Annotated in this window: 16 protein-coding genes; 10 read left to right on the top strand and 6 right to left on the bottom strand. The window is 72.9% G+C overall.

What is annotated here, in order from left to right; translation table 11 throughout:
- Positions 1–68: 68 nt before the first annotated feature.
- The 3 genes from pdxR to ACZ63E_RS22525 all read left to right on the top strand — a co-directional run bounded on the left by pdxR (position 69) and on the right by ACZ63E_RS22525 (position 2,458).
- Positions 69–1,481: a MocR-like pyridoxine biosynthesis transcription factor PdxR gene (gene pdxR / locus ACZ63E_RS22535; RefSeq protein WP_465338067.1), complete on the top strand. Its 1,413-nt coding sequence runs from the start codon at positions 69–71 to the stop codon at positions 1,479–1,481.
- Positions 1,478–1,924: a hypothetical protein gene (locus ACZ63E_RS22530; protein WP_465338066.1), complete on the top strand. Its 447-nt coding sequence runs from the start codon at positions 1,478–1,480 to the stop codon at positions 1,922–1,924. Before pdxR ends, ACZ63E_RS22530 begins: the two co-directional genes overlap by 4 nt.
- Positions 1,925–2,026: 102 nt before the next feature.
- Complete coding sequence (locus ACZ63E_RS22525; protein WP_465307784.1) at positions 2,027–2,458, top strand: CBS domain-containing protein; 432 nt, start codon at positions 2,027–2,029, stop codon at positions 2,456–2,458.
- A gap of 58 nt (positions 2,459–2,516) precedes the next feature.
- Here the strand turns inward: ACZ63E_RS22525 and ACZ63E_RS22520 are convergent, their stop codons facing one another.
- Positions 2,517–4,058, bottom strand: a complete 1,542-nt coding sequence (locus tag ACZ63E_RS22520) for a mucoidy inhibitor MuiA family protein (RefSeq protein WP_465338065.1) — start codon at positions 4,056–4,058, stop codon at positions 2,517–2,519.
- Between the two features lie 85 nt (positions 4,059–4,143).
- Between ACZ63E_RS22520 and ACZ63E_RS22515 the strand changes: the two genes are divergently transcribed.
- Both ACZ63E_RS22515 and ACZ63E_RS22510 read left to right on the top strand, forming a co-directional pair.
- Positions 4,144–5,952 (top strand): Xaa-Pro dipeptidyl-peptidase, encoded by a 1,809-nt coding sequence (locus ACZ63E_RS22515; RefSeq protein WP_465338064.1) that lies wholly within the window; start codon positions 4,144–4,146, stop codon positions 5,950–5,952.
- Positions 5,952–6,626: a YdcF family protein gene (locus ACZ63E_RS22510; RefSeq protein WP_465338063.1), complete on the top strand. Its 675-nt coding sequence runs from the start codon at positions 5,952–5,954 to the stop codon at positions 6,624–6,626. The genes ACZ63E_RS22515 and ACZ63E_RS22510 overlap by 1 nt, the downstream gene beginning before the upstream one ends.
- Here the strand turns inward: ACZ63E_RS22510 and ACZ63E_RS22505 are convergent.
- Positions 6,602–7,243, bottom strand: a complete 642-nt coding sequence (locus ACZ63E_RS22505) for a response regulator (protein ID WP_465338062.1) — start codon at positions 7,241–7,243, stop codon at positions 6,602–6,604. The genes ACZ63E_RS22510 and ACZ63E_RS22505 overlap by 25 nt on opposite strands.
- Positions 7,240–8,355 (bottom strand): sensor histidine kinase, encoded by a 1,116-nt coding sequence (locus ACZ63E_RS22500; RefSeq protein ID WP_465338061.1) that lies wholly within the window; start codon positions 8,353–8,355, stop codon positions 7,240–7,242. Before ACZ63E_RS22500 ends, ACZ63E_RS22505 begins: the two co-directional genes overlap by 4 nt.
- 97 nt (positions 8,356–8,452) lie before the next feature.
- On the opposite strand from ACZ63E_RS22500, the gene ACZ63E_RS22495 reads away from it, so the two are divergent.
- Entirely contained in the window at positions 8,453–9,307 is an 855-nt protein-coding gene (locus ACZ63E_RS22495; protein ID WP_465338060.1) for a M23 family metallopeptidase, read from the top strand.
- Between the two features lie 158 nt (positions 9,308–9,465).
- Entirely contained in the window at positions 9,466–10,536 is a 1,071-nt protein-coding gene (locus tag ACZ63E_RS22490; protein WP_465338059.1) for a DUF4192 domain-containing protein, read from the top strand.
- 478 nt (positions 10,537–11,014) lie between these two features.
- Here ACZ63E_RS22490 and galE read toward each other — a convergent pair whose 3' ends face one another.
- From galE to ACZ63E_RS22475, 3 genes are all read right to left on the bottom strand, one after another.
- Positions 11,015–12,004: a UDP-glucose 4-epimerase GalE gene (gene galE, locus ACZ63E_RS22485; RefSeq protein ID WP_465338058.1), complete on the bottom strand. Its 990-nt coding sequence runs from the start codon at positions 12,002–12,004 to the stop codon at positions 11,015–11,017.
- A 99-nt stretch (positions 12,005–12,103) separates the two neighbouring features.
- Positions 12,104–13,288: a galactokinase gene (gene galK, locus ACZ63E_RS22480; protein ID WP_465338057.1), complete on the bottom strand. Its 1,185-nt coding sequence runs from the start codon at positions 13,286–13,288 to the stop codon at positions 12,104–12,106.
- On the bottom strand, positions 13,285–14,001 hold the full coding sequence (locus ACZ63E_RS22475) for a metal-dependent transcriptional regulator (RefSeq protein WP_465307758.1): 717 nt from the start codon (positions 13,999–14,001) through the stop codon (positions 13,285–13,287). Before ACZ63E_RS22475 ends, galK begins: the two co-directional genes overlap by 4 nt.
- Before the next feature lie 215 nt (positions 14,002–14,216).
- On the opposite strand from ACZ63E_RS22475, the gene ACZ63E_RS22470 reads away from it, so the two are divergent.
- From ACZ63E_RS22470 to ACZ63E_RS22460, 3 genes are read left to right on the top strand one after another with little or no spacing between them, the layout of a single operon-like run.
- Positions 14,217–15,062 carry a sulfurtransferase gene (locus ACZ63E_RS22470; RefSeq protein ID WP_465338056.1) on the top strand — a complete coding sequence of 282 codons (846 nt, stop codon included), beginning with the start codon at positions 14,217–14,219 and terminating at the stop codon, positions 15,060–15,062.
- A 57-nt stretch (positions 15,063–15,119) separates the two neighbouring features.
- The gene (locus tag ACZ63E_RS22465; protein ID WP_465338055.1) at positions 15,120–16,289 is read left to right on the top strand and encodes an acetoin utilization protein AcuC; all 1,170 of its coding nucleotides are present in this window, start codon (positions 15,120–15,122) and stop codon (positions 16,287–16,289) included.
- A gap of 2 nt (positions 16,290–16,291) precedes the next feature.
- On the top strand, positions 16,292–18,973 hold the full coding sequence (locus ACZ63E_RS22460; RefSeq protein WP_465338054.1) for a bifunctional acetate--CoA ligase family protein/GNAT family N-acetyltransferase: 2,682 nt from the start codon (positions 16,292–16,294) through the stop codon (positions 18,971–18,973).
- The last annotated feature ends 1 nt before the right edge of the window (position 18,974 follow it).

The following is an 18,974-nucleotide window of genomic DNA, read 5'->3' as shown; positions in this document are numbered from 1 at the left end:
GCTAGGCGTGGGATCGGTCCACGAACAGTGCCAAATCCGCGGCACCTCAGGTGTGCCAATCTGGAGCGGTGGACGTTCACATCGACCTGACCGGGACGCGCGGCCACCGTGACGCGATCTACCGGCAGCTCCGCGCGGCGATCCTCGACGGCCGGATCCGCCCCGGCGAGGCGTTGCCGCCGACGCGGGAGCTCGCCCAGCGGCTGGCGGTCTCCCGGACGACGGTCAGCGCGGCCTACGACCGCCTCACCGCCGAGGGGTTCCTGGCCGGGCGCGTCGGCGCGGGCACGTTCGTCACCGCGTCGCCGGCGACGCGACCCGAGCCGTCACACGTCTCCGGCGTGCGGCCGCTGCCGGAGTGGGACGCGGTGCCGTCGCCGCCCGCGCCGTTCGCCCCAGCGCCCGAGTTCGACTTCCGGCCCGGCGTCCCCGACCTCACGCGGTTCCCGTTCGACACCTGGCGCCGCCTCGTGACGCAGCGGCTGCGCGCCGGCCAGGCCGACCTGATGACCTACGGCGACCCGCAGGGGCACGCGTCCCTGCGGGAAGAGATCGCCCGGCACGTCGGGGTGTCGCGCGACGTGCGGGCGAACGCGGCGCAGGTCGTCGTCACCGCCGGGGCCCAGCAGACGACCGACCTGGTCGCGCGGGTGCTGCTGCGCCACGGCGACCTGGCCGCCGTCGAGGACCCCGGTTACCCGCCGCCGCGGCTGGTGCTCAGCGCGCGCGGCATCCGGGTCGCGCCGGTGCCGGTGGACGCGTCCGGGATCGTCGTCAGCGCCATCCCGGCGGGGACGCGGCTGGTGTACGTGACGCCGTCGCACCAGTACCCGCTGGGTCTGTCGATGTCGCTGGAGCGACGGCTGGAGCTGCTGGACTGGGCCGAGCGGAACGACGCAGTGCTCGTCGAGGACGACTACGACACCGAGTTCCGCTACACCGGCCGGCCGCTGGAACCGTTGCACAGCTTGGATTCCCGGGGCCGGGTGGTGTACGTCGGCTCGTTCTCGAAGGTGCTTTCGCCGGCGCTGCGGCTAGGGTTTCTCGTTGCGCCGCCGTCGCTGGTGCCGGCGTTGGTGAAGGCCCGGTACCTCACCGACTGGCACGCGCCGAACGTCGAACAGGCGGCGCTGGCGGCGTTCATGGCCGAAGGCGGGTTCGCGCGGCACGTCCGCCGGATGCGGAAGGTCTACCGCGAGCGGCACGAACTGCTGTCGGGACTGCTCGCTGCTTCCTTCGGGGACTTCCTGTCGCCGCTGCCGTCGACCGCGGGCCTGCACCTGAGCGCGACTTCGCCGTCCGATCTCTCCGGCCTGGTCCGCCGCGCCCGACACGACGGCGTCCGGCTGTATTCGCTCGGCGACTTCAGCGTGGGCGAGCGGCGGCACGGGCTCGTGTTCGGTTACGGTGCGGTCGCGGCCGAGCGGATCGGGCCGGGGCTGGCCCGGCTGCGGGCGCTGGTGGACGGGGGAGCGGCATGACCGACGACGTGATGGTGGCGATCGACGCCGGTCTGCGGCAGCACATCGGCGGCGACCGGGAGGGTGCGTACGCGACCTTCACGGCGTTGTGGGCGTCGATCGGACCGGACGGCGACCCGCTGCACCGCGTCGCGCTCGCGCACCACATGGCCGACGTCTGCGACGACCCGGCGGAAGAGCTCGAGTGGGACCTCCGCGCGCTGGCGGCGGCGGACTCGCTGACCGACTCGCGGGCGCAGGAATATCATTCGTCACTGGCCGTGCGCGGGTTCTACCCGTCCCTGCACCTGAACCTGGGTGAGGACTACCGCAAACTGGGTGATCTTCCGGCCGCCCGCGAGCAGCTTGACCTGGCTCGACGCCGTCTGGACGCCCTCTGCGACGACGACTACGCGGCCGGGATCCGCCTGGCACTGGACGGGTTGGCCGAACGACTCGGCTGAATCGTTTTCAATACCACGAATTCGCCCCGTTTGCCGGACTTTCGCCCAGGTCCCGGTGCCCTTAACCTGTGGTGATCCAGCTCACCGACGGGAAGGATCGCCATGCGGATTGCGGATCTGCTGCGCAAGAAGGGGTCGGCGGTCGCAACGGTCACCCCGGAGACGACGGTGACCAGGCTGCTGGCCGGCTTGGCCGAAAACAACGTGGGCGCGATGGTGGTGGTCGCACCGGACGGTTCGATCGCCGGAATCGTCTCCGAACGCGACGTGGTCCGCCGCCTCAACGAGCACGGCCCCGGCCTGCTCGACGGACCGGTGTCGGAGATCATGACGAAGCTGGTCGCCAGCTGCGGCCCGGACGACTCGGTGGACCAGCTCTCGGTCCTGATGACGGAGCGGCGCATCCGCCACGTGCCGGTCCTGGTGGACGGTCGCCTCGCCGGGATCATCTCCATCGGGGACGTGGTGAAGAACCGGATGGAGGAGCTGGAGAAGAGCCAGGAACAGCTGGAGGCCTACATCTCGCAGGGCTGACGGAAGGCGGCGGCCCGAGGTTCAGGCCGCCGCCTATCCCTTGCCCGCTGCGTCCTCGTCACTCCCGCCAGCCGGAGAGTTCCACGCCCTTCGCGACATCCACCCGATAAGACAACGTCACCACGCCCGTTTCCCCAGGCGCCAACGACAACTGCCAAGTGAACTCACCCAGCGCCGACGTCTCCACCGGATCCGGCGACGTCTTCACGTCCCGCACCGTGATCGTGTCGTCGCGGGACACCGGGGCCTGGTCCAGCACCGTCACCACGGCCGGACGCGGCCCGTGGTTGCCCACCGAAATCCGGTACTCCGCCTCACGCCGTTTCTGCCCCGACAGCGTCGCCTTCGAAGCCGTGCGGCGGACCAGCTCACGCTCGATCCGGATGCGGTCGTCGACACCCAGGGCCAGCTCGAGGTCTTCGCCCGGCGCCCACGCCTCCAGCACCGTCGTCCCGACGAACTCCGCGTCGTGGAACACCGAAGCACGGCCAGGCCGCAGCGCGTGCTCCGACGTGTTGACCACCGTCGCGCGCAGGTACGCCTCTTCGGCCAGCACCGGCGCCGTCACGTAACCCAACGACGCCGTGAGCGAAAGCTGCGCCAACGTCGTCCGGTGGCCCTGCGCGCCCGACGGGATCTCCACCGGGCGTGAAGGCCGGTACGTCACCGCCGTCGTGCCCTGCTCGACCGCCGCGAACTTGGGCGCCATCGCCGCGAAGCGCATTCGTGAACCCTCCGGGACGCCGCCGCCGGAACCGCCGTACGCCGCCGCCGGGGCGGCTGGGACCGGGTGGACGCGGTCCAGATACCACGGGGAAAGCTCCGGGACCACCACCGAAACCGCCGGCCGCGCCGTCGACAGCGCCAGCTCGCACTCCGGCCAGTCCTCGCCCGTGTGCTGGGTGACCAGCCCGTACGACAGCACCGTGACTTCGGTGCCGCGCACGCGGATGTCGTACCCCGGCTCCCAGCTCGCTCCAGGGACCACATAGGACAGTTCCAGCTCGGCCGACCCGGCCGGGTCCGAAATCTCCAGCTCCACCACGACCGACGTACTGTCCTCTTCGGACCGGGCGCTGTGGGACTCGATCCGGCGGTCGAGCGCCGCCAGGTCCTCGCGCAACCGCGTGATCCGATCCGAAAGAACCCGCCGGGCCTTCAACGCCGAGGCCAGCCGCGAGCCCAGCGCGTCGGTCACCTCGCTGACGCGTGACGGCTCCGCGGTCCCGGCGGCCAGCGCCTTCGCGAAGCTGCCGCCACTGCGCTTCGCGAGCGAAGTCAGCAGATCCACCTTCATCGCTTCGGCCGCTTCGTCGTCGACGACGCCGTCGAGCGTGGCTTGGTCCGCACGCCGTTGTTCGACGAGCTCCCGCAACCCCGCGTCGGCCGGCGCTGCGTGCCGCTCGGTGCGCACGTCGACGCCGGTGATCAGCGCGGGCCCGGTCCCGGTGACGCGCACCGAGCCCGCGTCGAGGGCCAGGGGGAGCCCGGCGAAGGTCAGGCGCGCCCCGCCGTCGAGCGGGGCCTTCCCCCGGCGGGTGATCCGGGCCTGCTGCGGGTAGACGGTCACGGCGGCGATCGGCGCTTCCACGGTCGGCATGCCCCCGACGTTAGTCGCTTGACACCCCCTCGGCCCGGACGGAAGTCTCGACAGGTCGTCCGCTTCGCCCGGCTTGGGGGTTTGAGTGAAAGCCGCACGAACCGCAGTCCTGCTCCTCACCCTGGCGGTCCTGCCGCTGACAGCGGTCACCGCCGAAGCCGCCGATCCGCCCGGCCCGGTCTTCACCGGCGGCCAGGCGCAACCGGTGTTCGACCCCGCCGACGTCATCCGCGAGGACGTCTGGGTCACCGCGCCGGTCGACAGCGACCACGACGGCGCCGACGACCTCGTGCACGCCCAGGTCGTGCGCCCGCGCGCGACGCAGCAGGGCCTGAAGGTCCCCGTCGTCTACCAGGCCAGCCCGTACTACGCCGGCGGCAACGACGTCGCGAACCACGACGTCGACGTCGAGCTGTCCGCGCCCGGCTACGCCCGCGAAGCCGAGGGCCCGCGGGTCGCCGCGCACGGCGTCGGCCCGGCCGCCCCGATCACCTGGCGCTACCAGGACTACTTCACCGCGCGCGGCTTCGCCGTCGTCTACGGCGAATCGCTCGGCAGCGGCCTCTCGACCGGCTGCCCGACCACCGGGGACGTCAACGAGACGATCGGCGCGCGCTCGGTCGTCGACTGGCTCAACGGCCGCACGCCCGCCCGGGACGCCGCCGGCGCCGCCGCGAAGGCCGACTGGAGCACCGGCAAGACCGGCATGATGGGCGTGTCCTACAACGGGACGCTGCCCAACGCCGTCGCCAGCACCGGTGTCGAAGGGCTCGAGACGATCGTCCCGATCGCCGCGATCTCCAGCTGGTACCAGTACTACCGCAACGACGGCGCGGTCGTCGCCGCCGGTGGCTTCCAGGGTGAGGACGCCGACGTGCTCGCCGAGTACGTCTACACCCGCGCGGACCGGCAGGTCTGCCGCTCGGTCATCGACGGGCTGACCCGCGACCAGGACCGCGTGACCGGCGACTACACGCCGTTCTGGGACGTCCGCAACTACCGCAACGACGTCGCGAAGGTGCACGCGTCGGTGCTCGCGGTGCACGGCCTCAACGACTGGAACGTCAAGACCGACCAGGTCGCCGAGTGGTACGAAGCGCTGAAGGCCCACGGCGTCGAGCACAAGATCTGGCTGCACCAGTCCGGCCACGCCGACCCGTACTCGCTGCGGCGCGACGTCTGGCTCGCCACGCTGAACAAGTGGATGTCGCACTACCTCTACAGCGTCGACAACGGCATCCAGAACGAGCCGAAGGCGACGATCCAGCGTGAAGACCTCTCGTGGGTCGACGAAGCCGACTGGCCGGCGCCCACGACGGCCGACGTCCGCGTCTACCCGTGGCCGGGCGGCAAGGCCAAGGGCACCATCGACACGCGCAACCCGGTGCCGGGCTCGGCGGCGGTCGAAACCCTCGCCGACGACTCGTCGAAGACGATCGAGCAGCTGGCCGGCCTCGCGTCTTCGGGCAACCGCCTGCTGTACGCGACTTCGGCGGCGAAGCAGTCCGTACGGCTCTCGGGGACCGCTCGTGCCGACCTGGCGCTGGCGTTCGACCGGCCCGCGGCGAACGTCTCGGCGATCCTGCTCGACCGCGCCCCCGACGGCACGTCCCACGTGATCAGCCGCGGCTGGACCGATCCGCAGAACCGCACGTCCCCCGCCCGGACCGAGCCGATCACGCCGGGCCAGACGTACAAGATCGGCGTCGAGCTGATGCCGAAGGACTACGTCCTCGCGGCGGGGCACCGGCTCGAGTTCCTGCTGGCCTCCAGCGACCACGACTACACGCTGCGGCCGAAGCCGGGCGCGGGGCTGGCGCTGGACCTGACGAAGACGTCGGTGACGCTGCCGGTGACGGGAGGCAAGCCGGCGCTGCGAGCCGCTTTCGGCTGATGCTGCCCGCGCACCTCCACGCCGACGTCCGGACGTTGTGGGACTACCACGACCTCCGGCACCCGTTACGTCGGTCGGACGTCGGCATCGGGCTCGGCAGCCGCGACCCCGGCGTCGCCGTCCACACGGCGGAGCTGTTCCACGCCGGACGGTTCCCGCTGGTCGTCTTCACGGGCGCCAACGCGCCGACGACGGTGGACCGCTTCCCTCGCGGCGAAGCGGTCCACTACCGCGAGATCGCGCTGGAGCTCGGCGTGCCCGACGAGGCGATCCTGGTCGAGCCCGAGGCGCGCAACACCGGTGACAACATCACGTTCACCCGCCGGCTGCTCGACGAACGAGGGCTTCCGGTCCGTTCGGTGACGCTGGTGTCCCGGCCGTACCAGCAACGCCGTGCGTACGCGACGGCGAAGCGGCTCTGGCCGGACGTCGACATCGTCTGCGCGGCGACGGCGGTCTCGCTCGAGGACTACTTGTCCGGCAGCGAGGACGCCGAGCGGGTGATCGGCATGCTCGTCGGCGAAACCCAGCGGATCACGGAGTACGCGGCGCGCGGGTTCGCAATCCCGCAGCGGGTCCCGACGGGGGTCGAGCGGGCGTTCGGCCGCCTGGTCGACGCCGGGTTCACCCAGCGGCTGATCCCGGCGGCTCAGTCCGCGATGCCCGCCCGGTAGGCGAAGGCGACCGCCTGCGCGCGGTCGCGCAGCCCGGCCTTCGTGAACAGGTGGTTCACGTGGGTCTTCACGGTCGCCTCGCTCACCACCAGGGTCCGCGCGATCTCGGTGTTCGACAGACCCGCCGCGATCAGCCGCAGCACCTCGATCTCGCGCGCGGTCAGGCCTTCGACCTCCTTGACCCGCTTGGGTGTGCTGCGTGTCGCCGCGTCGACGAGCCGTCGCTGCAGCTCGCCGTCCACTGTGGACTGGCCGGCGGCGGCCGAGCGCAGCGCCCTGGCAATGGCCTCGGCGTCGGCGTCCTTGGTCAGGAACCCGCGGGCGCCGGCGCGCAACGCGGCCAGCAGCGACTCGTCGTCGGCGTAGGTCGTGAGCACGACGACTTCGGTGCCCGGGTGCTCGGCGCGGATCCGTTCGGTGGTCTCGACGCCGTCGCAGCGCGGCATCCGCAGGTCCACCAGCACGACGTCGGGATGGTGCTCGGCGACGAGGTCGAGCGCGGTGAGCCCGTCGGCGGCGGCGCCGACCACCTCGACGCCGGGCAGCAGCCCGAGCAGCGTGACCAGGCCTTCCCGGACGACCGCCTGGTCGTCGGCCAGCACGACCCGCAGGCTCACGCCGGCACCGTCAGGTGAATCCGCCATCCGTCCTCCCCCGGTCCGCTTTCGAGCTGTCCGTCGAGCAGCGCGACCCGTTCGCTCATCCCGCGCAAACCGTAGCCTGCCGCGGGCGCGTCCGGCGGGCGCCTGCCCTGGCAGTCGGTGACGGTGAGCGCGACGGTTCCGGCGCCGAAGTCCAGGGTGACGTCGACGTCGGCTTGCGCCGCGTGCTTGCGCGTGTTGGCCAGCGCCTCCTGCACCGCGCGGACCAGCGCGGTGCCGACCGCCGCGTCGAGCTCCCGCGGCTCGCCCTCGACCGTCAGGTCCGCCCGGGCCCCGCTGTCCAGCCGGTACGCGGCCAGCAGGTCCGCGATCGTGCGTTCGACCGGGACCGCGTCCTCGCGCAACGCGGCGACGGCCTTGCGGGCTTCGGCGAGGCCTTCCGAAGCGAGCTTCTGGGCGCGTTCGATCTGCGCGACGGCGTCCGGGCTCGCCTGGTCGCGCACCAGCATGAGCCGCGCGCCCTGCAGGTTCAGCGAGAGCCCGGCCAGCGAGTGCGCGAGGACGTCGTGCAGCTCGCGGGCGATCCGGGCGCGTTCGGCCAGCGCCGCCGCGCGCGCGTGCTCCTCGGTGGCCGTCTGCGCGCGGGCCAGCGCCAGCTCGGTCTGCTCGACCCGGGCGTTGCGCGTCCGCCGGTTCAGCCCCATGAGCACGATCACGGCGAGGACGGCATAGGTCGACAGGGCACTTTCCCAGACGTCCTGGCGGGCCAGCCAGACCGTGGTGATCAGCGCGGCGTCCAGCACGACCGCCAGCACGACCGGCACCGCGGACTGCCGCAGCACCACGAAGAACGTCGTGCTGAACATCGCCACCGTCGCCCAGCTGCCCGGCAGGACCACCCACAGCGCGCCCGCGCTCGCGATCACGGCGAGCGAGAGAACCGCCGACAGGGTCCGGGCGCCGAGGTCGGCGATCCACGGCATCGGGGTCGCCAGGACGAGGGTGATCCCGATCAGCGCCCAGGCGAGCGCGTTCGCCCGGGGCATCGCGGTGACCATCGGCACCGCGATGAGCCCCCAGCGCAGCCAGCCCTGCGCCGAGGGGAACGGGAGTCGTCGGGATGTCATTCGTCGGTGTCCTCCGCGGGGTCCTTGTACGGAAAATGTACCGACGCGGGCTTCCCTTCGTGGTGTCAAGCTGTCCCGTTTGTCAGGAGGTTCCCCCATGTCCAGGTTGCGACGGCTCGCCGTGTTCGCCGCCGCCGCGGCGCTGCCCGCGCTCGGCCTCACCCTCTTCGGCCAGGCCGCCGCGTCGGCCGCGCCCACCTTCCAGGTGCCGTTCAAGTGCGGCGTCACGGTGACCGCGGCGACGTTCAGCGGCCACAGCCCGGAGTACTCCGTCGACTTCCAGAAGTCGGGCATCACCGGGATGCCGGTGCTGGCGGCGGCTTCGGGCACCGTGACGCGGGTGGCGAACGAGGGCAGCACCAGCTACGGCAAGTGGATCGAGCTGGACCACGGCGGCGGCTGGCGCACCCGGTACGCGCACCTGTCCGACCAAGAGGTCTCGGTCGGGCAGTCGGTGGCCGGTGGCAAGGAGATCGGCAAGGCGGGCGCGACCGGCGGGGTCACCGGCCCGCACCTGCACTTCGAAGAGCGGCTCGACGGTGTTGTGCAGAAGGCGAAGCTGAACGGCGTCGCCGTGCCGTACTACGGCCACACGGACTTCACCAGCAAGAACGGCTGTGGCGGCAACCCGTACTCGGCCGAAGAGGTCTGCGGCTCCGGCTTCTCCGTCGTCGACCAGCAGGCGCTGGCGAACTCGTCGGGCACGGCCTACCTGCTGTACAACGCCTCGACGAAGGCCAACTGCGTGACGACGCTGAAGGCGACGTCGCTCGGCACGGCCAGCCCGGTCTCGGCGTTCCTCGAGGTCCAGGGTTCGGCGCGGACCACCGACTCCGGCAGCTTCACCTACTACGCCGGGCCGGTGAAGAAGACCGCCGAAGCGACCTGCGTGAAGTGGGGCGGCTCGGTGGGCAGCAACACCTACGAAAGCGGGTTCGAGCACTGCGGCTGAGCGGGACCGGCCGGTGGGGCCGGGCAGCATAGCCCGCCCCACCGACAAGAACCCGCCGTCCGGCCGGCTCCCGGCCGGTTCCGTCCACATCGGTCCCGGCGATCCACAGATTTGCCGCCACCGCCCCAGCCGGCCCCGTGCTGCCCCACGCTGGAGGCATGACCACCGCCACCCCGGCCGGCCGCACGCCGGTCGACCTCACGGAGCCCGCCCAGCTGCTGGCCGCGCTCCCGTACCTCGTCGGGTTCCGGCCCGAACGCTCCGTCGTCCTGCTCGGCCACCGGGCCCCGGCGGGCAACCGCCTGGGCCTGGTGCTGCGCGGCGACCTCCCGCGCGCCGAGCACCGGACCCACCAGGCCCGCGCGCTCGCCCCGAAGTTCGCCACGGGGGAGCACACCGGCGTGACGCTGGTGATCGTCGGCGGCCGGCGAAGACCCGGCAGCCCGCCACCGCACGCGGGCTTCGTCGACGAACTGGCCGAAGCACTGGGGGAGTTCGGTCTCCCGGTGCTGCACGCGATGTGGGCCGAGGAGATCACCGAAGACGCGCCATGGGGTTGTTACGCCGACGAGGAGTGCGGCGGCACGCTGCCCGACCCTCGCGCGACCGTGGCGGCAGCGGCGGCCACCGAGCGCGGCACGGTGGCGTTCGCCAGCCGTGACGAAGTCTTGGCCCTGCTCGCCCCGCGGTCACCGGAAGCGCTCGACCGCCGTGCTTCCCGGCTGGCGCAGCTGTCTTCGCTGCCCTGGCCGGAGGCGAGCTGTGTCTCCGACGCGGCCTCGGAGATCCGTGCGGCGTTCGAGCGCCAGCTCCGCGACGACGGACCTCCGACGGACGAGGAAGCTGTCCTCCTGGCCTGCGCGCTGACGATCCCCGAGATCCGCGACGTGTGCCTGGCGATGGCGGTCCCACCCGACGTGCCGGCGGCCCGCGAAGCCGAGCGCCTCTGGCTGACGCTGGTCCGCGAGCTCCCGGCCCCGGAACGCGCGGAACCGGCGGCCTTGCTGGGGTTTTCGGCCTTCATGCGCGGCGACGGCACCTTGGCGGGTATGGCCCTGAACATCGCGCTGGAAGCCGCGCCGGGCCACGTCCTGGCCACCCTCCTGACGAGGGTGCTGAACCGGGGCACCCCACCGGAGGTGCTGCTGGGCCTGACGCTGGCCGCCGACCCGGGCCTCACCGGCTTCGGCCTGGAGCCCGCGGACCTGGACGCCTGTGAGACGTCCTGAGGCTCCGCTGGAACCGGCGTTCGCCCAGGAGGACGCGGGGCACGTTCGTCGAGGTCGAGCTGCCGGCCAACGACCTCGACGAGGCGCACGCGAAGTTCTCGACCCACGGCGTCGAGGTGCCCCGGGACCGCGCGTTCGGACGTCGCGGCCTCAGCTTGCGCGTCGCGAATGGCCCATTGGGGACGCCAGACGTCTCCAATGACCCATTCGCGACGTCGGGGTCGGTGCCGCACGGCTGCTTGCCTCGCTCCTCCGGTCGAGGTGCTCCGAGGCCGCGTCCGATGCGGCTGCCGCTTCCACGTCGCCAATGGCCCATTCGGGACGCCGGACGTCCCCAATGACCCATTCGCGGCGTCGGAACCCCAGCCACACAGAGCCCCGCTCCTCAGCGCGACCTGCGGGGGCACAGCGGGAGGTGAGGCTGCCTGGCCGCAAAGCACGCGTTCATCAGAGCGGGCGGCCTACCGGGTCCGAGCGCTCAGCCCCGGGAGGCCTGCCGCGACTGGGCGAAGGCCCAGGCGTCGCGCACGATGTGCGTGAGCTCGGTGCGTTCCGGCTTCCAGCCCAGCTCTTCGCGGGCCCGGTCGCTGGCCGCCACCAGCACGGACGGGTCGCCCGCGCGGCGCGGGGCCACCGCCGCCGGCACCGGGTGCCCGGTGACCTCGCGGCAGGCCTCGATCACCTCGAGGACGGAGAAACCGGTGCCGCTGCCGAGGTTGAAGATGCGGTGCTCACCCGCGGTCGCGTGCTTCAGCGCCAGCTGGTGGGCGTCGGCGAGGTCTGCGACGTGGATGTAGTCGCGGATCGCGGTGTGGTCGGGCGTCGGGTAGTCGTCGCCGAAGATCTGGATGCGCTCGCGGTCGCCCGAGGCGACCTGGAGAACGAGGGGAATGAGATGGGTTTCCGTGGTGTGGCGCTCGCCGAAGGCGCCGTACGCGCCCGCGACGTTGAAGTAGCGCAGGCTGACCGCGGCCAGGCCGTGGGCGACGGCGAAGCTGGTGATCGCGGCGTCGATCGCGAGCTTCGTGGCGCCGTAGGTGTTGGTCGGCTGCGTCGGCGCCGACTCCGGGATCGGCGACTGCTCCGGTTCGCCGTAGGTCGCCGCGGTCGAGGAGAACACGAGCCGGGGCGTGCCGTGCTCGTGCATGGCCTCGAGCAGCCGCAGCGAGGTGACGACGTTGCCTTCCCAGTACTTCGCCGGCTCCGCCATCGACTCGCCTACCAGCGACTTCGCCGCGAAGTGCAGCACGCCGTCAAAACCCTCGCGCAGCAGGCTGCCCGCCACCTCGGCGGCGTCACCCTCGATGAACCGCGCGTCCGGGTGGACGGCGTCGGCGTGGCCGGTGGACAGGTCGTCGACCACGGTGACCTGGTGCCCGGCCTCGATCAGCCGGGCGGCGCAGACACTGCCGACGTACCCCGCTCCGCCCGTCACGACCAGCTTCAGGGCGTTGCTCTGCTCCGACACATCCAGGCCTTCCTGCCGAGGGTGACTGTGCGCGACAGTCTTCCCTTAGGGCGACGCGCGGGTCCGGGCGGGGGTTGCCCCACGCGGACCCGCGCGGCCTCAGAGCTCGTCGCGCCCGGCGCCGCGGGAGGGGACGGCCGTGAACATACGCGGCCGCCGGTAACCGGCCTTCTCGTACGCCGCTTCGACAGCCGCCTTGACACCGTCGAGGTCGGCGTCGCGGACCAGCGCGATCGCCGAGCCGCCGAAACCGCCGCCGGTCATCCGGGAGCCGAGGGCCCCGGCCGCGCGGGCCGAGTCGACCGCGAGGTCCAGCTCGGCCGTGGAGATCCGGTAGTCGTCACGCATGCTGACGTGCGAGGCGTCCAGGTACGGGCCGATCTCGGCCAGCCGCCCGGCGCGGAGCAGCTCGACCACCTCGAGCACCCGCTGGTTCTCGGTGACCACGTGCCGCACCAGCGGCGCCAGCTCGTCCGGCAGCCGGTCGAGGGCCTCGGCCAGGCCCTCGACGGTGACGTCGCGCAGCGCCTTCACCCCGAGCAGCTCGGCCGCCCGTTCGGTGCCGCGGCGGCGCTCGCCGTACCCGCCTTCGGCGTGCGAGTGCTTCGTGCGGGTGTCCATGATCAGCACCTGCAGCCCGGCCTCGGCCAGGCCGAAGGGCACCTGCTCCTGCTCGCCCGACCGCACGTCGAGGAACAGCACGTGCGACTCGGTGCAGCAGAGGGACGCCGTCTGGTCGAGCAGGCCGGTCGGCGCGCCGACGAAGTCGTTTTCCGAGCGCTGCACCCACCGGGCCACCTCGGGCCGGGCCGGGACGCGCTCGCCGGTTCCGTCGAGCTCCAGGCCGGCCAGGCCGAGCAACGCCAGCGACACCGCGCACTCGAGCGCGTGGGAGGAGGACAGCCCCGCCCCGGACGGCACGTCCCCGGCGATGACCAGGTTTGCGCCGGCCGTGAAGCCCTGGTCGCGCAGCACCCAGGCGACCCCGGCCGGGTACGCGGCCCACCCCTCGACCCGGCCCGGCGCCAGGTCGGCGATCTTGAGCTCGCCGGAGCGCTGGAGCTGGCCGTCGTCGCCCAGGGTGGCCACGGACAGCACGCCGTCCTCGCGGGGCGACGCCGCCGCGGCCAGGCGGTGCGGCAGGGCGAACGGCAGCACGAAGCCGTCGTTGTAGTCGGTGTGCTCGCCGATCAGGTTGACCCGCCCGGGCGCCGACCAGACCCCGGCCGGCTCGGCGCCGTGCACGGTGCGGAACGCGGCCGCGGCCTCCGAAGCCGGGCTCACCTGGCCTGCGCCAGGACGGCGTGCAGCGCGGAGCTGGCGACCAGGGCGGTGGTGTCCCCGCCGGTGACCTCGATGGTGGCGCCGTTGCCCTTGCCGATGGTGACCGTGCCACCCGGCACGATGCCGACCGACTTGAGCTCGGTCATCAGCGACTCGTCCAGCTGGACGTGCTCGGCGATGCGCCGGATCTCGACCCGGCCGCCACCGGTGCGGGCGAACTCGTCCAGCCGGACGAGGTCGGCCTCGGCGGGCGGGGCGGGGTCGCCGTCGCCCAGCTTGTCCAGCCCGGGGATCGGGTTGCCGTAGGGGGAGGTGGTCGGGTGGTCGAGCAGCTTGACCAGCTTGCGCTCGACGGCCTCGCTCATCACGTGTTCCCAGCGGCAGGCCTCGTTGTGGACGTGTTCCCACTCGAGCCCGATGACGTCGACGAGGAGGCGCTCGGCCAGGCGGTGCTTGCGCATCACCGCGATGGCCAGTTCACGGCCGTGGTCGGTCAGCTGGAGGTGCCGGTCGTCGGCCACCACGACCAGCCCGTCGCGCTCCATGCGGGCGACGGTCTGGCTCACGGTGGGGCCGCTCTGCTGCAGGCGCTCGGCGATGCGGGCGCGCAGCGGGACGACACCCTCTTCTTCGAGCTCGTAGATCGTACGCAAGTACATCTCGGTGGTGTCGATGAGATCGTTCACGCTGTCCCCTTCGTCCGCGTTGCTCATCGTAGTCGTTGGCCCCGACAGCGGCGGGGGGCCGTGCGGATACCGCGCCGACGGTTACCGATCCGACCGGCGGCCACGGCGGAACCCGCCACCACAGGCGCGTCCGCTGCGGTCCGTCTCCGCCTGCTTTCGGCCAAATGGGTGACAACTCGCCGGTGGGGGATATGTCCGCACCCCGGCGCGGCCGGGCAGCCGGCCGCTGGAAGATGGGAGGCATGCGTCCGCTGATCAGCACCACCGACCTCGCCGCCGCGCTCGCCGGGCCGGCGGGTGACCGGCCCGTCGTCCTCGACGTCCGCTGGCGGCTCGCCGGGCCACCCGGTGCCGAGTCCTACCGGGAGGGGCACCTGCCCGGCGCGGTGTTCGTCGACCTCGACCGGGTGCTCGCCGGGGCGCCGGGCGAGGGCGGCCGGCACCCGCTGCCCGACCCCGCCGACCTGCAGCGCGACCTGCGCGCGGCCGGGGTCCGGGCGGGTGCGCCGGTGGTCGTCCACGACGACGCCGACGGGTCGGTGGCGGCCCGGGCGTGGTGGCTGCTGCGCTGGGCCGGCCACGCCGAGGTCGCCGTCCTCGACGGCGGTTACGCAGCGTGGACTTCGGAAGGGCGGCCGGTGAGCACGGAGCCGGCGCGGCCGGAGCCGGGCGACCTCACCGTCCGGCCGGGCGGGATGCCGGTGCTCGACGCCGACGAGGCCGCGGCCCTGGCGCGCGACGGCCTGCTGCTCGACGCCCGGGCGACCCCGCGCTACGCGGGGGAGACCGAGCCGGTCGACCCGCGGGCGGGGCACATCCCGGGTGCGGTGAACGCGCCGTTCGCCGGCCACGTCGGTGCGGACGGCCGCTGGCGGACCCCGGCCGAGCTGGCGGAGCGGTTCGCCGGGCTGGGGCTGCGCCCGGGCGAGCCGGTCGGGGCGTACTGCGGCTCCGGCGTCACGGCCAGCTCGGTCGTGCTCGCGCTGGAGCTGGCCGGCCACGCGGGCGCCGGCCTGTACGCGGGCTCGTGGTCGCACTGGTCGCGGGACCCGGAGCGTCCGGCGGCGACGGGCACCCTGCCGGGCTGAGCGCCGGGGGCGCTTCGACTCCACGATCTCCGGCGATCGGCACTACAGTCGGGCGGTATGGCGCCGGCTGTCGTGTGGGATCCCGCCCTGCTGGGTTACGACCTGGGCGGGGAGCACCCGTTCAACCCCGTCCGGCTGGAGCTCACCGTCCGGCTGGCCACCGAGCTCGGCGTGCTCGACGACGTCGAGCTGCTGGTCCCGACCGCGGCCGGGGACGAGGAGCTGCTCCGGATCCACGCTCCCGAGTACCTCGCCGCCGTGCGGGAGGCGCCGCTGGTCGGGTGGGACGTCGGGCACGGGCTCGGGACCGCCGACAACCCCGTCTTCTCCGACATGCACGACGCCTCCGCCCTGGTCGTCGGCTCGACGCTGTTGGCCGCCCGCAAGATCGCCGAGGGCGAGGCGACGCGGGCGGTCAACATCGCCGGCGGCCTGCACCACGCGATGCGGGACCGGGCGTCCGGGTTCTGCGTCTACAACGACTGCGCGGTCGCCATCTCGTGGCTGCTCGACCACGGTTTCGAGCGGATCGCCTACATCGACACCGACGTCCACCACGGCGACGGTGTCCAGGCCGCCTTCTACGACGACCCGCGTGTCCTCACGATCTCGATGCACCAGCACCCCTTCACGCTCTGGCCGGGCACGGGCTACTCCGCCGAGACCGGCCGCGGGAAGGCCGAAGGCACCGCGGTCAACGTCCCGCTGCCGCCGCGCACGCGGGACCCGGGGTGGCTGCGGGCCTTCAACGCCGTTGTCCCTTCGCTGCTCGCGGACTTCGAGCCGCAGCTCCTGTTCACCCAGTGCGGCGTCGACTCGCACGAAGAGGACCCGCTGGCGGACCTCTCGCTCAGCGTCGACGGCCACCGGACCATCTACAGCACTCTCCGCGACCTCGCGCAGACGTACGCGGGCGGCAAGTGGATCGCCGTCGGCGGGGGCGGGTACCAGCTGATCCGGGTCGTGCCGCGGTCGTGGACGCACCTGATCGCGACGGTGCTCGACCGGGACGTCGCGCCGGCGACGCCGTTGCCGCCCGGCTGGGTCTCCACCGTCACCAAGGCCGCGCCGAACGCCGAGCTGCCGGCCGCGATGACCGACGACCGCGACACGGAGTTCAAGCCGTGGGGCGACGGCGCGGACGACCCGGTCGACGTCGCCGTCCGGGACACGCGCCGGGCCGTCTTCCCCTTGCACGGCCTCGATCCGGACGACCCCAGGGACTGACCATGGCCGGCCGGGACCCCTTCGACTACCCCCACGCGTGGGAGGCCGACGTCGTGCTGTCCGACGGCGGCACCGTCCACCTGCGCCCGATCGTGCCCAGCGACGCCGACGGGCTCGTCGCCTTCCACGGCAAGCTTTCCGAGCGCACGCGGTACTTCCGCTACTTCGGCGCCTACCCACGCATCCCCGAGAAGGACCTCAAGCGCTTCTCGACCGTCGACCACCACGACCGGGTCGCGTTCGCCGCGTTCCTGGGCGACGACATCGTCGCGGTCGGGCGGTACGAACGGCTCGACCACGGGCCGTCGGCCGAGGTCGCCTTTGTCGTCAGCGACGCGCACCAGGGCCGCGGGCTCGGCTCGATCCTCCTGGAGCACCTCGCCGCAGCGGCGTCGGAGTGCGGGCTGCGCCGGTTCACCGCCGAGGTGCTCGCCGAGAACGCCGCCATGGTGCGGGTCTTCCGCGACGCCGGTTACCAGGTCAGCCGCGAGATCGAGGAGGGCGTGCTGCACCTGGAGTTCGACATCGACCCGACCGAGGAGTCCCTCGCCGTGGCCCGCTCGAGGGAGCAGGCCGCCGAGGCGCGAAGCGTGCACAACCTGCTGCACCCGACGTCGGTCGCGGTGATCGGCGCGTCGGCCGAGCCGGGCAAGGTCGGTCACGTCGCGTTCGTGAACCTGCTGGCCGCTGCCTTCACCGGCACCGTCTACCCGGTCAACCCGGAGCACCGCTCGATCCGCGGTGTCCGCGCGTACCCGTCGGTGCTGGACATCCCGGACCCGGTCGACCTGGCCGTCGTCGCGGTGCCCGCGGAGGCCGTCGAGTCCGTTTTGGACGCTTGCCTCGCGAAGGGCGTCAAGACGCTGCTGATCCTCTCCAGCGGCTTCGCCGAGGCCGGGCCGCACGGCCTGCACGCCGAGCTGCGGCTGGTCGGCGAGGCGCGGGCGCACGGCATGCGTGTGGTCGGCCCGAACGCGCTCGGCGTGCTGAACACCGCCCCGGGCGTCCGCCTCAACGCCACCCTCGCGCCGCGGCTGCCGGCCCGTGGGCGCACCGGGTTCTTCTGCCAGTCCGGCGCGCTGGGCACGGCGATCCTCGCCGACGCCGAAGCGCGCGGCCTCGGCCTTTCGACGTTCGTCTCGGCCGGCAACCGCGCCGACGTCTCCGGCAACGACCTGCTCCAGTACTGGGAAACCGACCCGGACACCGACCTCGTGCTGCTGTACCTCGAGTCGTTCGGCAACCCGCGCAAGTTCGCGCGGCTGGCCCGGCGGCTCGCGCGGACGAAGCCGATCGTCGCGGTGAAGTCCGGGCGGCACGCGGTCCGCCCGCAGCTCGCGGCGACGTCGACGGAGATCGACGAGGCCAGCGTCCAGGCGCTGTTCGAGCAGGCGGGTGTGGTGCGCGTCGAGTCGCTGGCGCAGCTGTTCGACACCGCGCTCGTGTTCGCCCACCAGCCGCTGCCGGCCGGGCCGCGGGTCGCGATCGTCGGCAACTCCAGCGCGATCGGGCTGCTGGCCGCCGACACCGCGCGGATGCAGGGGCTGCGGCTGGCGTCGGACCCGGTGGACGTCGGCCCGCAGGCCGGGCCGGAGGACTTCGCGAAGGCCGTCGGCGAAGCGCTCACCTCGCCGGACACCGACGCGCTGGTCGTCGTGTTCGCGCCGCCGGTGGCGATCCCCGGCACCGCGTATGCGCGCGCCCTGCGCGAAACCGTCATTGAACTGGGGCAGCGCAAGCCGATCGTCTCGACGTTCCTCGCGGCCGAAGGCGTGCCGGCCGAACTGGCCGTGTCGAGTGACGACGGCGTGCCGACGCGCGGCTCGATCCCGTCGTACCCGAGTCCGGAACGCGCGGTGAACGCCCTGGCCCGGGTCGTCCGGTACGCGGCGTGGCGGCAGCGGCCGCAGGGCACGCTCGTGACACCGCCGGGGATCCACACCGAGCAGGCGCAGGTGATCGTCCGCGAGCTGCTGGAAAGCGAGAGCGGCAAGACGACGTTGCTCTCGGACACCGACGTCGTGCGGCTGCTGGGCTGTTACGGCATCAACGTCGTGCCCTTCCGGGTGGTGTCCACAGTGGACGACGCGGTCGCGGCGGCGGTCGAGCTGGGGTACCCGGTGACGCTCAAGGCGGTCGACGAACGCCTGCGCGGCCGCCCGGACCTGGCCGGCGTGCGCCTCGACCTGGCCTCCGAAGACTCCGTGCGCACGGCCTACCGGACGCTGCGCGAGATCTCCGACGACGACGACGTGTACGTCCAGCGGATGGCCCCGAAGGGCCTGTCGTGCGTGATCGGCCTGCAGGACGACCCGTCGTTCGGCACGCTCGTGTCGTTCGGGCTGTCCGGGCTGGTCAGCACGCTGCTGGGCGACCGCGCGTACCGGGCGGTGCCGCTCACCGACGTCGACGCGGCCACGCTGCTGCGCGAGCCGCGGACGGCGCCGCTGCTCACCGGCTACCGCGGCGACGAGCCCGCCGACCTCGCCGCGCTGCAGGACATGGTGCTGCGGGTCGCCGCGCTGGCCGAGGACAACCCGGAGGTGCGGTCGCTGGTGCTGGACCCGATCCTGGCCTCGCCGGACGGCGCTTTTGTCGCCAACGCCCGGCTCGTCCTGGGGCCGCCCCCGTCGCGGCCCGACACCGGCCCGCGGCGCCTGCGCGCCATCAACCCCCTGGACTGAA

The sequence above is a fragment of the Amycolatopsis sp. NPDC104819 genome (genome assembly GCF_055583145.1).
This window is presented reverse-complemented; position numbering and strand designations above follow the sequence as displayed.

Bases quoted from the DNA above. Each gene is read 5' to 3' on its own strand.
- ACZ63E_RS22520 (WP_465338065.1), bottom strand. From the start codon at position 4,058: ATGCCGACCGTGGAAGCGCCGATCGCCGCCGTGACCGTCTACCCGCAG.
- ACZ63E_RS22500 (WP_465338061.1), bottom strand. From the start codon at position 8,355: ATGACATCCCGACGACTCCCGTTCCCCTCGGCGCAGGGCTGGCTGCGC.
- ACZ63E_RS22495 (WP_465338060.1), top strand. From the start codon at position 8,453: ATGTCCAGGTTGCGACGGCTCGCCGTGTTCGCCGCCGCCGCGGCGCTG.
- ACZ63E_RS22490 (WP_465338059.1), top strand. From the start codon at position 9,466: ATGACCACCGCCACCCCGGCCGGCCGCACGCCGGTCGACCTCACGGAG.
- ACZ63E_RS22525 (WP_465307784.1), top strand. From the start codon at position 2,027: ATGCGGATTGCGGATCTGCTGCGCAAGAAGGGGTCGGCGGTCGCAACG.
- ACZ63E_RS22460 (WP_465338054.1), top strand. From the start codon at position 16,292: ATGGCCGGCCGGGACCCCTTCGACTACCCCCACGCGTGGGAGGCCGAC.
- ACZ63E_RS22510 (WP_465338063.1), top strand. From the start codon at position 5,952: ATGCTGCCCGCGCACCTCCACGCCGACGTCCGGACGTTGTGGGACTAC.
- ACZ63E_RS22475 (WP_465307758.1), bottom strand. From the start codon at position 14,001: ATGAGCAACGCGGACGAAGGGGACAGCGTGAACGATCTCATCGACACC.
- ACZ63E_RS22530 (WP_465338066.1), top strand. From the start codon at position 1,478: ATGACCGACGACGTGATGGTGGCGATCGACGCCGGTCTGCGGCAGCAC.
- ACZ63E_RS22465 (WP_465338055.1), top strand. From the start codon at position 15,120: ATGGCGCCGGCTGTCGTGTGGGATCCCGCCCTGCTGGGTTACGACCTG.
- ACZ63E_RS22470 (WP_465338056.1), top strand. From the start codon at position 14,217: ATGCGTCCGCTGATCAGCACCACCGACCTCGCCGCCGCGCTCGCCGGG.